At 70.3% G+C, this 13,046-nt stretch carries 13 protein-coding genes and 6 tRNA genes; 13 read left to right on the plus strand and 6 right to left on the minus strand.

What is annotated here, in order from left to right:
• Positions 1-76 precede the first annotated feature (76 nt).
• On the minus strand, positions 77-1,177 hold the full coding sequence (locus AC0QU1_RS10110; RefSeq protein WP_483576661.1) for a chorismate-binding protein: 1,101 nt from the start codon (positions 1,175-1,177) through the stop codon (positions 77-79).
• Between the two features lie 191 nt (positions 1,178-1,368).
• On the opposite strand from AC0QU1_RS10110, the gene AC0QU1_RS10115 reads away from it, so the two are divergent.
• The 6 genes from AC0QU1_RS10115 (at position 1,369) to trpS (ending at position 4,922) form a co-directional block, all read left to right on the plus strand.
• Positions 1,369-1,440 (plus strand) — tRNA-Gly (locus tag AC0QU1_RS10115).
• A 64-nt stretch (positions 1,441-1,504) separates the two neighbouring features.
• A tRNA-Cys gene (locus AC0QU1_RS10120) sits at positions 1,505-1,575 on the plus strand.
• Between the two features lie 11 nt (positions 1,576-1,586).
• A tRNA-Val gene (locus AC0QU1_RS10125) sits at positions 1,587-1,658 on the plus strand.
• Positions 1,659-1,820: 162 nt separating this feature from the next.
• On the plus strand, positions 1,821-2,885 hold the full coding sequence (locus AC0QU1_RS10130) for an NADAR family protein (RefSeq protein ID WP_483616498.1): 1,065 nt from the start codon (positions 1,821-1,823) through the stop codon (positions 2,883-2,885).
• Between the two features lie 87 nt (positions 2,886-2,972).
• Positions 2,973-3,464, plus strand: a complete 492-nt coding sequence (locus AC0QU1_RS10135; protein WP_483576260.1) for a GNAT family N-acetyltransferase — start codon at positions 2,973-2,975, stop codon at positions 3,462-3,464.
• Positions 3,465-3,803: 339 nt separating this feature from the next.
• On the plus strand, positions 3,804-4,922 hold the full coding sequence (gene trpS, locus AC0QU1_RS10140; protein WP_483576261.1) for a tryptophan--tRNA ligase: 1,119 nt from the start codon (positions 3,804-3,806) through the stop codon (positions 4,920-4,922).
• Between the two features lie 233 nt (positions 4,923-5,155).
• On the opposite strand, the gene AC0QU1_RS10145 is transcribed toward trpS, so the two are convergent.
• The 3 genes from AC0QU1_RS10145 to AC0QU1_RS10155 all read right to left on the minus strand — a co-directional run bounded on the left by AC0QU1_RS10145 (position 5,156) and on the right by AC0QU1_RS10155 (position 6,990).
• Positions 5,156-5,383, minus strand: a complete 228-nt coding sequence (locus AC0QU1_RS10145; protein WP_483576262.1) for a hypothetical protein — start codon at positions 5,381-5,383, stop codon at positions 5,156-5,158.
• A 113-nt stretch (positions 5,384-5,496) separates the two neighbouring features.
• Positions 5,497-6,138, minus strand: coding sequence for a LysE family translocator (locus AC0QU1_RS10150; protein ID WP_483576263.1), 642 nt, complete (start codon positions 6,136-6,138; stop codon positions 5,497-5,499).
• A 9-nt stretch (positions 6,139-6,147) separates the two neighbouring features.
• A complete protein-coding gene (locus AC0QU1_RS10155; RefSeq protein ID WP_483576264.1) occupies positions 6,148-6,990 on the minus strand; it encodes a helix-turn-helix transcriptional regulator in 843 nt (280 codons plus the stop codon).
• Between the two features lie 291 nt (positions 6,991-7,281).
• Here AC0QU1_RS10155 and AC0QU1_RS10160 point away from each other — a divergent pair, with 291 nt between their 5' ends.
• Complete coding sequence (locus AC0QU1_RS10160) at positions 7,282-8,220, plus strand: NADP-dependent oxidoreductase (RefSeq protein WP_483576265.1); 939 nt, start codon at positions 7,282-7,284, stop codon at positions 8,218-8,220.
• 22 nt (positions 8,221-8,242) lie between these two features.
• Here AC0QU1_RS10160 and AC0QU1_RS10165 read toward each other — a convergent pair whose 3' ends face one another.
• A complete protein-coding gene (locus AC0QU1_RS10165) occupies positions 8,243-9,082 on the minus strand; it encodes an MBL fold metallo-hydrolase (protein WP_483576266.1) in 840 nt (279 codons plus the stop codon).
• A 251-nt stretch (positions 9,083-9,333) separates the two neighbouring features.
• Between AC0QU1_RS10165 and AC0QU1_RS10170 the strand changes: the two genes are divergently transcribed.
• The 6 genes from AC0QU1_RS10170 to AC0QU1_RS10195 all read left to right on the plus strand — a co-directional run bounded on the left by AC0QU1_RS10170 (position 9,334) and on the right by AC0QU1_RS10195 (position 11,969).
• The gene (locus AC0QU1_RS10170) at positions 9,334-10,035 is read left to right on the plus strand and encodes a M15 family metallopeptidase (RefSeq protein WP_483576267.1); all 702 of its coding nucleotides are present in this window, start codon (positions 9,334-9,336) and stop codon (positions 10,033-10,035) included.
• A gap of 3 nt (positions 10,036-10,038) precedes the next feature.
• Positions 10,039-10,362 (plus strand): hypothetical protein, encoded by a 324-nt coding sequence (locus AC0QU1_RS10175; protein WP_483576268.1) that lies wholly within the window; start codon positions 10,039-10,041, stop codon positions 10,360-10,362.
• A gap of 269 nt (positions 10,363-10,631) precedes the next feature.
• Positions 10,632-11,513 (plus strand): S1 family peptidase, encoded by an 882-nt coding sequence (locus AC0QU1_RS10180; protein ID WP_483576269.1) that lies wholly within the window; start codon positions 10,632-10,634, stop codon positions 11,511-11,513.
• A gap of 212 nt (positions 11,514-11,725) precedes the next feature.
• Positions 11,726-11,797 (plus strand) — tRNA-Gly (locus AC0QU1_RS10185).
• 25 nt (positions 11,798-11,822) lie between these two features.
• A tRNA-Cys gene (locus tag AC0QU1_RS10190) sits at positions 11,823-11,893 on the plus strand.
• Position 11,894: 1 nt separating this feature from the next.
• Positions 11,895-11,969: transfer RNA gene (locus AC0QU1_RS10195), tRNA-Val, on the plus strand.
• Between the two features lie 373 nt (positions 11,970-12,342).
• Here AC0QU1_RS10195 and AC0QU1_RS10200 read toward each other — a convergent pair.
• Entirely contained in the window at positions 12,343-13,044 is a 702-nt protein-coding gene (locus tag AC0QU1_RS10200) for a tyrosine-protein phosphatase (protein ID WP_483576270.1), read from the minus strand.
• Positions 13,045-13,046 lie beyond the last annotated feature (2 nt).

A 13,046-nucleotide genomic window follows, 5' to 3' on the forward strand; every position in this document is an offset into this window, starting at 1 on the left:
GGTAGTCCCCGGCTCTGACACGCGGCCGGGCGGGGCGGTCCATGGCGCTTGTCCGGGGCGGGGCGGCCCGTGGTGTTCAGCCGGGTGCCGGGCCCTGCCCGGCTGGCGTTCCGGACGCTAGCGCCACCAGCCGCTCCGCCTTGAGCTCGGTCTCGTGCCATTCGGCGGTCGGGTCGGAGCCCCAGGTGATGCCGGCTCCGGTGCCGAACCGCAGCACGCCGTCGGCCCACCAGAAGGTGCGGATGCCGACGGCGAGCGACGCGCGGCCGCCGTCGACCCAGCCGACGGCCCCGCAGTACGGGCCGCGGGGTGCGGTCTCCAGCTCGGCGATGATGCGCAGCGCGCTCGACTTCGGGGCGCCCGAGACCGAGCCGGGCGGGAAGGTCCCGGCGAGCAGGCGGCGCCACAGCTCGCCGGAGCGGACGACGTCGTCGGACAGGACGCCGCGCACGCGCGAGACGAGGTGCACCAGGCCGGGGTGCTCCTCGACCTCCAGCAGCGCGGTGACCTCGACCGTGCCGGGGCGGCAGACGGTCTGCAGGTCGTTGCGCACGAGGTCGGTGATCATCACGTTCTCGGCGCGGTCCTTCTCGGTGAGGCCGTCGGGCGTGCGGGCGGTGCCCTTGATGGGGCCGGACTCCACGACCGGTCCGGCCGCTCCGGGTTGGTCGGTGAGGGAGAGGTACAGCTCGGGTGACGCGCTCACCACCCAGACCGGGTCCAGGCCGGTCGCGGCGGGGACGTGGACGGCGGCCGCGTGGGGGGCAGGGTTGCCGGCGGCCAGGCGGGCGGCTAGGGCGCGGGCGTTGGGTTCGGTGGTGGGGGGCGCGGTGAGCGGCGCCGACAGGACCCGGCAGATGTTGGCCTGATAGACCTCGCCGTCGCGCACGTAGGCGCGCACGCGCTCGACGGCGGCCTCGTAGGTGGCCTGGTCCATCGAGGAGGTCCATGAGTCGGGTGCAGGTCCGTGCCAGGCGGGCGGCGCTCCGGCGTCGGACACCTGGGACGCGGCTTGCACCCGGGCGAACCGCCAGGCGCGGGCCCGGCCCTCGAAGTCGGCGACCAGGAACCACGTGCCCGTGGCGAGCCGTTCCGGCTCGGCCAGGACGTCGATGCACTCGACCGCGCCGGTCGCGACACGCCCGGCGAAACTTGTCCAGCCGGTGTCTCCCGTCACGTCCGACGGCGTGGTGGAAGCGCCGCGCCGGGAGGGAACCGGTGGGATCGTGTGGGTTGCGGGCGGATGGTCCAGGCTGGGTGACACGGGACAACCGTACGGCGGCGTGTGCGATTGGACGGTTCGCCGCCCGTTCGACTAATGTTCAGAACGCCGGAACACCGGGGGAGACCCCCAGGATGCCCGGCTTCGCGGATGTAGCTCAGTGGTAGAGCATCACCTTGCCAAGGTGAGGGTCGCGGGTTCAAGTCCCGTCATCCGCTCGGAACGTCGCTCTCGTGATCCCTTCGGCTGAAGAGAGCACCCAGGGTTGTTGGTTGGCCGAGCGGTGGGTTGGCCGAGAGGCGAGGCAGCGGCCTGCAAAGCCGTACACACGGGTTCGAATCCCGTACCCACCTCGCAGTAACGAGGGCGATTGGCGCAGCGGTAGCGCGCTTCCCTGACACGGAAGAGGTCACTGGTTCGATCCCAGTATCGCCCACCGGAAGCAAGACCCTCTGATCGCGGAGACGCGGATCAGGGGGTCTTTTGCGTGTCTGGTGCTGGTCGACAGGCTCCGCGATTCATCTGACACGGCCTAGTGTTCGGTCTCATGGGTGGCAGGAGGACCTCACGCGAGGTCGAGGGGCACGAGGTCCCGGGTATGACGCGACTTGCGTTTATCAAGAACGGCGGGACGTACTTCCTGACTGAGCTGGTGATCTACGCGGACGGAATGGTCGACTGCTGGGACCTGGTCGACCTCGACGAGTTCGAGCAAAGGGTTCGCTCGGGTCGGGTTGCTACGTCGTTCGAGGACGGCGCACAGGCGTCTGCCCACCATCTCGCAGCCTGGAGGATGTCATCGTCGCAGCCGTGGGTGAGCGCTGACGAGTTGATCGGCGAGGTGCGGGACACTGCCGACAATCTCGCAGGCCGCCCGGACTCGACGGAGCGGTGCCTTGGCGCTCTCGGGTCGTTTCTCGACAATCCGACGGAGGTGAACCGGCGAGCGTTGCTCGATGCGTACCTAGCCGTCCCCGGCCACCTACGGACCTACATGCTCGGTGACATGGATCACCGCGACTGGCCGGTTCAAGTCGTTGCCGCTGGAGTCGGAGGCAACCGTTCAGACGGTATGAAGGTTTCCAGGGAGATGCATTCACACGCGCTTGAGTACTTCGCGAAGCGGCGTGCGTCGCAGCCAGGATGGCCCCAGATGAAGCGTCGTCCCCGCGATGGCGCGGTCCGTCCCGCGGTCCGCGTGCCACAAGCCGTGTACCCGCATGGTGTGGAGACGGCTCCACCGATCCACGGGCTGCGCAACTCCTACCCGTGCAGACTCGATGTGTTTGATTCGGAGTTCCCAGACGTCGAAACCGCCTGGCATGCAATGTCCGTCCAGGACGACGATCTGCGCGCGACGATCGCCGCTGCGCCGCGCCCATACGACGCGATGAAGCTGGCCGAGGATGCGCCGAAGCGGCCAGGATGGGACGCCTTGCGAGAGTCGATCATGCTGACGCTGTTACGGGCGAAGTACAGCCAGAACCCTCTACTCGCCGAGGTGCTGCTGGGAACGGGTGACCTGGAGATCCACTACGACGAGTTCACCAGCAGCCACTGGGGTACGAGGGGCCGCAACTGGATGGGGCGCCTCCTTGAGCTTGTCCGGTCCGAGCTCCACGCCGACGGGGCCGGGTTGGCCCACGACTGGCCGACGCACTAGGCGTGAACAAAGCCGTCGCTCTCGAAGCAGTGCGTGTCCACCGGAAGGCGCTCGCGGACCCAAGCCAGCAGGTGCCACTGTGAGCCGGTGAGCCAAACCGTTGTACGTTCCGCAGTCCTCGACGACGCCGAGGCGATTGCTGTCGTGCACCACACCGCATGGGTGCAGACGTACTCTGACTTGCTCCCAGCGGGGCACTGGGAGAACGACACCGTTGAGCGGAGGACGCGGCGATGGCGCGACCGGCTGTCCGAGGATGTTTCTGGGCGCCCGATGGTCGCTGTCGTCGACGAGCGGGTTGTGGGCCTCGCTAAGGCCGCAGCCGCCCGGGCCAAGAACGGCATCCCGCCGGTCCGGTCCGATGAGCTGTGGTCGCTCTATGTTCTCCGCGAGAATCACGGGACCGGGATCGGTGCCCTCTTGCTCGACGCCGTCCTGCCCTCCGTACGGCCCGCGGAGCTCTGGGTGGCGGACGCCAACCCGCGTGCTCGCAGGTTCTACGAGAAGCACGGGTTCAGGCCGGACGGCGCGCGCCTCACTGACGATCTCAACTTCGTTCTGATCCGCATGGTTCGCTGACCGGCAAGCGATCCATAGGAAGGCGACGCCTTCGGCACCGACCCTTCACGTGGAGCGCACGTCGAGGAAGTAGGGACTTGAGGCCGTGCGGGTCGACGGCAACACGCCAGTGGCCTTGCCACTCGACCGGCAACGGCGAATCACACCATGTCCCCATGACGGGACCGAAACGGCTGGCTATGCTCACCAGCATGACTCTCCGGCGATGCTGGTGGTGGCTGCCCACGCAGCCGTGACCCGACGCGCCCACCGCCGTCCCGAGCTGCCTGCCGCAGCCCGGGACGTCTTGGTTTCCAGAGTCTTGGGCAGTGGCAGGCCGAACCCCATCAAGGAGCCGCCATGACTACGCCCACCGCCATCACCGAGACCCCCTCGGACGACCGCGTGTACTCCACCGAGTCGGTCCGCATCGCCCAGCAACGCTCCACCATCCTGGAGCAGCAGATCACCACCGACCCCTCGCGGTTCCGCGTCCTGACGGGAGAGCGGCCCACGGGTGCTCTGCACCTGGGTCATCTGATCGGCACCCTCGACAACCGCGTGCGTCTCCAGGGACAGGGCGTCGAGATCTTCCTGATCATCGCCGACTACCAGGTCATCACCGACCGTGACGTCGCGGGCGACCTGCCCGCCGTCGTCCGTGGGGTGGTCCTGGACTATCTCGCCGCGGGGATCGACCCGGAGGCCACGACGATCTTCACGCACTCCGCCGTGCCGGCCCTGAACCAGTTACTCCTGCCGTTCCTCTCCCTGGTCACCGTGGCCGAGCTGGAGCGCAACCCCACGGTCAAGGCCGAGACCGTCGCGGCGGAGAGGCGTGGGCGACGCGGCATGTCCGGGCTGATGTTCACCTACCCCGTGCATCAGGCCGCCGACATCTTGTTCTGCCACGCCAACCTCGTTCCGGTCGGCCAGGACCAGCTACCGCACCTGGAGATCTCGCGGACGATCGCGCGCCGGTTCAACAGCCGCTATGCGGCCGACCGACCCTACTTCCCCGAGCCGGATGCACTGATTGTCCCCACCCCAACCGTCCTGGGGAACGACGGCGCGAAGATGTCCAAGTCTGCGGGCAACGCCCTGGAGATCCGGGCGAGCGAGGACGCCACGGTCGGGTTCGTGAAGAAGGCGAAGACCGACTCCGAGCGGCACATCACGTACGAGCCCGACCGTCGTCCCGAGATCGCCAACCTCCTGACCATCGGCGCGCATTTCGCCGGGACGACGCCGGAGGCGTTAGCCGAAGAGGTCGGCGCAGCCGGTGCCGGGCGACTCAAGCAGATCGTCACCGAGGCGCTCGTAGAAGGCCTGCGCCCGATGCGCGCCCGCCGTACAGAAGCATCTGCACGAGGACCGGAGTACCTCACCGGGATACTCGCGAGGGGCAACACCCGCGCGAACGAGATCGCCGACCGCACCCTGGACGACGTCCGCGGACTCATGCAGATGCGGTACTGACCCGGAGAGGCGACCGTCGACGGTGCCTGCCGCGACGCGATTCCCCAGGTCCAGGTCTGGTGGGCCTGGGGGATCGCTTCTGGCCGAAGCCAGCGACGCGCCCGCCGGGGCCCTGGCGCGGTGTTCGTCACGTAGCCACCTCCGTCACGGTTGATGCCGGCGACGTCGACTGGCCGTACCAAATACTGCGCAGCACCTGTGAGTACATCGGCGCCGATCCAACCGAGGCAGACCTATCTGATCCCTGGCGTCACGTCGACGTCGAACTTGAGGTGCACCGGGCGCCCGTTGGTCATCCCCAGACAGACCGGTCGCCCCCGTGGCACCCGGCCCTGCGCCCAGACGGCGTCGAGTACTTCCTGCTCGACGGCGGGGTCGGTCTTGCCGTCGGCGAAGCGCGCCATGATCCGGCGGGCCTCGTCGCGCCCGTCAACGCGGATCTCGATGCGAACAAGCGGCATACCCCGACCGTAGCGACCGATCCGTCAAGAACCGAGGTCTTTCCCTACTGCCGGCCGCCCCGTCGCACTGCTCTGACGGCACTCTGCGCCTGCCCTCGTGTTGTCTACCGAAGTCAATCGTGGCGGCCGGTTACCGCGACGGACAGGCCGAGTCCGATCATGGACGCCCCGCCCGTCCGGCCCAGCGCGACCATGCGGCGCGGGGACCGGGACAGCCACTCCCGGGTACGCCCGGCCAACAGTGCCCATGCGGTATCGGTGACCAGCCCGATCGCGATCGGGCACGCGGCCAGGACCAGCATCTGCACCGGCACCGCCCCGGCGGAGCGATCCACGAACTGCGGCAGGATCGCGCTGAACAGGATGAATGCCTTCGGGTTGGTCACCCCGACCAGCATCCCCGTGCGCACCGACTGCCACGGCCGGTGCACCGGCACGGTGCTCGGCTGCGCCCCGGCGGTGCCGTCACCGGCGTGCCGCCACGCCTGCACGCCGAGCCAGACCAGGTAGGCGGCCCCGAGCAGCTTGATGACCTGAAAGAGCAGCTCCGACCGCTCGAGCAGCGAGCCGAGGCCTACTGACACGCACACAGCCGCCAGATAGCTGCCGATGCTGTTGCCGACGATGCTGTACAGGGCCGTGCGTCGGCCGTAGCTCAGCGCTCTCCCCACCACGAACAGCACGCTGGGGCCCGGCACGACGATGATCACGACACTGGCCACGGCCAGGCCGGCGAGCTGCTCCCATGAGATCACCCCTGGATGTTATCCACGGGCGCTGGCGAGATCACCGACCACGTCGAGCAGCCGTAGCTGCTCCGCCGCATCGCTGCCGGGTGGTGGCGCGAACCAGAGCAGGCGCTGCGTCCCGTCGTCGCTGGTGAGGGTCAGGCAGTCGAGTTCGAGCTCACCGAGCATGGGGTGGCGGAGCCGCTTGCGGTCCAGCCGTCGGACGGCGACGTCCTGCCGGGCCCACAGGTCCGCGAACTCCTGGCTCTCCCGGCGGAGCGTGTCGATCAGGACCGAGCTCGGTCCGTCGCTTCCGCGGCGGGCCGCGACCGCGCGGAGGTCCGCGACGAACACCCGTGACTGGTGGTCGTGCTCGTCCGGGTGGTACAGGTCCCGTGATCCGGGGTCGGTGAACCACTGGTAGATGGCGCTGGCCTGCGGTCCGCTCGTGAACTTGGGCTTGCCCAGCAGCGCGGTGGCGAGGCGGTTCTGGACCAGCGTGACGCTGAGGTCCGTCATGATCTGCGCCGGCGTGGTCGTGAGGCGGTCGAGCAGGTCCCGCATCCCGGGGTTGATGTGGGCATTGATGCTGCCGACGGGCGGGACCGGGCGTCCGGCGAGGTGGTAGATGTGGTCGTGCTCGTCCACCGTGAGCCGTAGCGCGCGAGCGAGCGCGGCGAGCATCTGCTCCGAGGGTTGCGCGCCTCGGCCCTGTTCGAGCTGGGTGTAGTAGTCGGGCGACGCACCGGCAAGGGTCGCCACCTCATCGCGCCGTAGGCCGGGCACGCGGCGCCGGGGCCCTTCGTTCAGGCCGACGTCTCGTGGCGTCAGTCGGGCACGACGGGACTTGAGGAAAGCGCCCAGCTTGGCCAGATCCACACGGCCAGTATCAAGCCTGCGCGCTCGCCGTTTCCAGGTGCTGCTGACACCAGCATCGCGGCCGTGGGCGGAGAACCGCCCGGGTTCACGCCCCAGGCAGGTGCTGCCGTCACCGGTGTCAGCGGCGTCTGGCCGGGCGGTCGAGGGGACCGCAGTATCGGTCGGGCATCCGTCGACACAGGCAGTGAGGGGTATCGCCATGCAGGCCCAGGGCAGTCCGGCAGCCAGTACGAAGGCGACCAGTACGAAGGCAACCAGTACCAGCCAGATCACCGGCGCCGGGGCGGTCCGGTGAAGGCGACCAGGTTCTGGGAGTACGGCGGTTCGCCGGCGCTCAGCGAGGTGGACGACCCGACCCCCGGCCGGAACGAGGTGCTCGTCCGGGTGGCCGGCGCGGCGGTGAACCCGCTCGACCTCAAGATCGTCGCCGGGCACGTGCAGCACATCCTCCCGCTGGAGCCTCCCTACACGCTCGGGACCGACATCGCGGGGACGGTCGTCGAGCTGGGGGCCGACGTCGGCGGCTGGGCGGTCGGAGATCTCGTCGTCGCCCGCCTCGATCCGTCGTCCGGCGGTGGCTTTGCCGAGCTGGCGGCCGTCCCGGCCGACCAGGTCGTCGCGGCGCCGGCCACGATCCCGCTCGCCCTGTCCGCCGGGGCGGTGACGGCCGCGGCCACGGCCCTCCAGGCTCTCACCGAGGTCGCCGACGTCCAGCCCGGCCACCGCGTCCTCGTCCACGGCGGCGCCGGCGGGGTCGGGGGCTTCGCCGTGCAGCTCGCCCGGCGGCTGGGCGCCGAGGTCGTCACCACCGTCTCCCGAGCCGGGGCCGACCTCGCCACGGAGCTCGGGGCCCACCGCGTCATCGACTACCGCGATCGTGACTTCGGGTCCGAGGTCGCCGACGTCGACGTCGTCATCGACACCATCGGGGGCGCCGTCGAGACGCGCTCGCTGGACGTGCTCCGTCCGGGCGGGCTGCTCGTCGCCGTGCCGCAGCCACCCGACGCCGAGCGCGCTGCGGCGCGAGGGCGGCGCGCGGCGTTCGTCTTCCACACCTCGGACGCCGCGCGCCTCGCCCGGGTGATGTCCGCGATCGACGACGGGCTGCGTGTCGTCGTCGACAGCCAGTACCCCCTGGACGACGCACCCGGGGCGCTGAAGCACCTCGCCGACGGCCACGCCAAGGGAAAGGTCATCCTGGCGTCCGACCCCGTGCCCGGCACACGCTGACCGGCAGCCGGTGTGAGCAGCCCTATCCGGCCGCCCCGTCGCGCTCCCTCCGTCGGGCGACGCTCTCGGCCTGCCCCTCGTGGATGTAGCTCACCCACTCCCAGCCGGGCTTGGCCGCCGGGCCGATCCGCGGGTCGTCGGGGGCGCGACCGTCGCTCAGGGCGTGCAGGTACGCGCGATCCAGCTCGATCCGTGCGCGCACCTGGTCGGCTCCACTGACGGCGGACCCGTGCCCCGGCACGAGCACCTCTACGCCGTCCGCCACGTCCTCCAGCCGCCGCAGCCCGACGAGGTACTCCTCGACCGGGTCGTTGGTGTCGGTGAAGTCGTCGAGCATCGGGACGAAGACGTCGGAGAGCATGTCCCCGGCGACGAGCACGCCGCGATCCTCGACCAACAGCGCCGCGTGGCCGGGGGAGTGCGCCGGATGCTCGATGATCCGTACGCCGGGACCGTCCCAGGGGACCCGTGCGGTCCCCGCGGGCAGACCGGTGATGAGGCCGAACCGGTCCAGCGGTACGTCCTCGGCGATCTCGGGCGGCAGCCCCTCGACGACGTGGGCGTGCCACGCGTCGTCCGACCGCAGGTCCTGCATCGTGGCGGCGCCGAGTGCCGTGCCGTAGCGAGGCGCCTCGCCGAGCTCGGTGTGCCAGAGCACGTGGTCCCAGTCGGGGTGCGTCGAGAAGCCCGCCACGACGGGCAGGCCCAGCTCGCGCAGGTCGTTCGCGAGGCAGGTCATCTCGTCGCCGGTGATCCCGGCGTCGACGAGCAGTGCGCCGGCCCGGCCCTGCACGACCACCGTGTTGTTCTGGAGTAGCTCGCTCTGGTGGACCAGCACACCGTCCGCGACCTGCGTCAGCATGGGGCGTCCTTCCGTTCGTGGCGTGACCGGGCGGCGTGCCGGTCCTCAGTGACCGGCTCCGGGTGCCGTGCCAGTAGTGACCGCGGCAGCGGCGGGAACTCATCGGCCGCAGTTCACCTGGGTGAAGACGGCGCCGGGAACTGTGCCCGCCGTCGGGCGCGGCGTAGCCTCAAATCCAGGCAAGGCGGTTCTGTGCGCAGAAGCGGGGGAGTAGTACTCAGCGACGTTGCTGACCGAGGGGGACCGGATCGATGGCACTCCAGAACGGGCGCCTGCCGGCGTCGAGCCTCACTCGCATCCTGTTCGACGAGGGGCAGCAGGCGCAGAAGGACGCCGCCCGCGGGATGGCTGCACTGTCGGCCCGGTACCGGCGCGAGTTCGGGGACGACGTCTCGATCACCGACGCCTACCGGACCTTCGAAGAGCAGGTCGCCCTGAAGCTCAGCAAGCCGCTCCTCGCGGCCGTGCCCGGCACGTCGAACCACGGGTGGGGCCTCGCCTTCGACCTCGGCGCCGGCATCAACGTGCGCTCGTCCGAGCAGCACCAGTGGATGCAGCGCGAGGCGCGGCACTTCGGCTTCGACAACCCCAACTGGGCGACGCCGGGTGCGTCGGGCTTCGAGAAGGACGAGCCCTGGCACTGGGAGCATGTCAGCAACGCGACCGACGGCTCACGCGCCGTCGTCGACCTGCAGCGCAAGCTGCGGAAGGCGCGCCTGCTCACCGGCGTCGTCGACGCGTACTGGGGCGTCGCCACGGAGAAGGCGTGGGACCGGCTGATGGACAACATCCGGGAGAAGAAGGCGAGCAAGGCGCGCATCAAGTGGTTCCAGACCATCCTGGCCCGCTCGTACGCCGGGCGCCTGTACACCGACCGGATCGACGGCGTGTGGGGCGAGAACTCCAACGCGGCGGCCGCCGCCTTCCACACCCGGTTCGCGGGGGTGAGGTAGGCCATGTTCTCCGACGACGTGATCCCGCCCCGGGTGCGCACGGTGGCCTACGTGGTCCTCGCGGTGGCCGGTGTGGTGCTCGTCATCGGGTGGGACCTCCTGGCGGACGGGACCGGCGCCGCCGTCCTGGGCCGGATCGCGGCGGTGGTCATGCTCGTCGTCGGCGCGCTCGCCTTCGCCTACCGCCCGACCAGGCCCGAGCCGGGAGTGTTCCAGGCCGGGGAGGCGGGCGGCGTGCGGTTCGACCCGGGCGACGCGCAGGCCGCGCAGGCGGCGCTGGCCGAGATGGAGCGCGGCGAGGGCGTCGACGAGGCGACGAAGAACTGATCCGCTCCCCGGGGCGTCACGCCAGCACGCCGTCACGACGGCCGGCCAGACGCCGCCACGGCGGGTGAAGACGGCGGTACGGCGCCGCTCGGCGGGGTGAAACGTTACGAAATCGGCTAATTTCGTTTCCAGTCAGTAACATCCTCTTTGAACCCTTGTGGGCGAAATGTGAGGCGCAATACGCTCGGCGCGCGATACGGCGAGCGACGACGCTCCGTCCTCGCCGAGCTGGGCTCGCCACCAGCGAGTCCTCACCCCAGGAGGATGCAATGAGATCCATTCGCACCACTCTCCACCCCGACCCCGCAACGAAGCGGGGCCGGCTGATCGCCATCGCAGCAGGGCTCGGGCTCGCGCTGTCCACCCTCGTCGGCCCCGCGGCCACCGCGGCTCCCGACAAGCCGACCGCCGCGGAGCTCGCCACCGTGCGCGCAGCGGTGGCCGCCACCGACGTCACCGGCGTGGCCTGGTACACGGACCAGGCTACCGGGACGGTCGTCGTCACCGCCGACTCGACCGTCTCCACCGCGGAGCTGAGCACGCTCCGTAAGGCCGCAGGCGCCGACGCGGACGCCCTGACCATCAAGCGCGCGCCGGGCGAGTTCAAGCCGCTCCTCGGCTCGGGCGACGCCATCTACGGGTCGGGGTACCGGTGCTCGGCGGGCTTCAACGTCCGCAGCGGCAGCACCTACTACCTCATCACCGCGGGCCACTGCGGCAACGAGGTGCCCACCTGGTACACCAACTCGTCCCAGAGCACGCTGGTGGGGCCGACCGTCGGGTCCAGCTTCCCCGGCAACGACTACGCCCTCGTCCGGTACGACAACCCCTCGGTGAGCCACCCCGGCGGCTACACCGCCGGGAACGCGTACGTGGGCCAGCGGGTCACCAGGGACGGCTCGACCACCGGCGTGCACTCCGGCACGGTCACCGCGCTGAACGTCACCGTCCGCTACGCGGAGGGCGCGGTCGGCGGGATGATCCAGACCAACGTGTGCGCCGAGCCGGGCGACTCGGGCGGCGCGCTGTACAGCGGCTCGGTGGCCCTCGGCATCACCTCCGGCGGGAGCGGCAACTGCCGCACGGGGGGCACCACGTTCTTCCAGCCCGTCACCGAGGCGCTCAGCGCGTACGGCGTCTCGATCTACTGACGCCCGACCGCCTCTGACCTGCGCGGGCGGTGTCGCCGGACGGTTCCGGCGGCGCCGTCCGCGCTTGTGCGACGTCGTGGGTCGCGCTCGTTCGACGGCGTTGGGTGCGTGGCGCGCGACACGGCCATTTCGATTGGACCGGCACACCGTTCGTGAACTACTCTTCCGGAGCGTCACCACACCGGACCTCTCCAGGTCCGTGTGGTCATAGCGCGGATGTAGCTCAGTGGTAGAGCATCACCTTGCCAAGGTGAGGGTCGCGGGTTCAAGTCCCGTCATCCGCTCGACACCCGCTTTGGTGGGGTGCACGGTGGGTTGGCCGAGAGGCGAGGCAGCGGCCTGCAAAGCCGTACACACGGGTTCGAATCCCGTACCCACCTCGGGCGATTGGCGCAGCGGTAGCGCGCTTCCCTGACACGGAAGAGGTCACTGGTTCGATCCCAGTATCGCCCACCAGCAAGGCCCCGGACCACGGTCCGGGGCCTTCGTCGTGCCCGGGTTTCGTCGCACGGGCTTCGTCGTGTTCGACGGCGATGAGGTGCCCGACGGCGGTCGCCATGCTGCCGTCGCCGAACCGCAAGTTGGCGGTCTCCGACGGCGTCGAACCGCAGCGTGCACGTCGATACGGACCCTCGGTGACGTGTACTTTGCGGCTCGAGCTCGGTGGTGACGATTAACTTGCGGTTGGGCCCGAGCGGTGACGATCAAGTTGCGGTTCGGCCCCGGCGGTCACGATCAACTTGCGGTTCGGCCCCAGACCCCGGGCCGGATCGACTCGTAGCCTGCGGCTCGGCGCCTCCTCGCGCCGCTTCAGCCGACCGGCCAAGCTTCAGCCGACCAGCCGGGCCCGCAGGGTCCGCACGTGCCCCGGCGTCAGGCCACCGCCCGTGAGGTATCCCTCGACCGAGCCGTGCCGCGTGCGCAGGTGCTCCAGTGCCCCGAGGATGACCTCCCGGGTCGGTGGCACCAGACGCCCGGGCCGGTCCCGGTCGTGGGCGTCGGTGAGCTCGGCGTAGCGGGGCGCGAGCCGTTCGTTGGTGAGCTCGTAGTCGGCGGCCAGGGCGTCCGGGTCGGCGCCGACGAGGCTGAGCGCGAGCGCCACCACCAGGCCCGTGCGGTCCTTCCCGGCGGCGCAGTGCACCAGGACGGGCCCCTCGGGCGCGTCCGCCACGGCGGCGACGGCCCGCGCGAACAGCTCGGGACGCCGGTCCAGCAGCCCGGCGTACAGGTGGACCCACGGGCCCTCCTCCGGGTCGTCCGGGTCCTGCACCGGCAGGTGCACGTGGGCCGGCAGGGCGGACAGCCTGCTCGGCCACCGGTCGGTCTCGGACGGGCGGCGCAGGTCGATGATCCGGGACAGCCCGTAGCCGGTGGCGGCGGTGACGCCGTCGTCGGTCAGGTAGCTGGGGCAGTCGGAGCGCACCAGGGCGCGCTCGCGGATCGCGCCGCCGCCGGTGAGCGGGAGCCCGCCCAGGTCACGCACGTTGAGACAGCCCGGCCAGTCGAGGTGGAGCGGTATGTAGTCCGTCACGC

Source organism: Promicromonospora noduliphila, from assembly GCF_056951025.1.

Coding starts and splice junctions, on each gene's coding strand:
- AC0QU1_RS10130 (WP_483616498.1), top strand. CDS start 1,821: ATGACGCGACTTGCGTTTATCAAGAACGGCGGGACGTACTTCCTGACT.
- trpS (WP_483576261.1), top strand. CDS start 3,804: ATGACTACGCCCACCGCCATCACCGAGACCCCCTCGGACGACCGCGTG.
- AC0QU1_RS10145 (WP_483576262.1), bottom strand. CDS start 5,383: ATGCCGCTTGTTCGCATCGAGATCCGCGTTGACGGGCGCGACGAGGCC.
- AC0QU1_RS10165 (WP_483576266.1), bottom strand. CDS start 9,082: ATGCTGACGCAGGTCGCGGACGGTGTGCTGGTCCACCAGAGCGAGCTA.
- AC0QU1_RS10170 (WP_483576267.1), top strand. CDS start 9,334: ATGGCACTCCAGAACGGGCGCCTGCCGGCGTCGAGCCTCACTCGCATC.
- AC0QU1_RS10175 (WP_483576268.1), top strand. CDS start 10,039: ATGTTCTCCGACGACGTGATCCCGCCCCGGGTGCGCACGGTGGCCTAC.
- AC0QU1_RS10180 (WP_483576269.1), top strand. CDS start 10,632: ATGAGATCCATTCGCACCACTCTCCACCCCGACCCCGCAACGAAGCGG.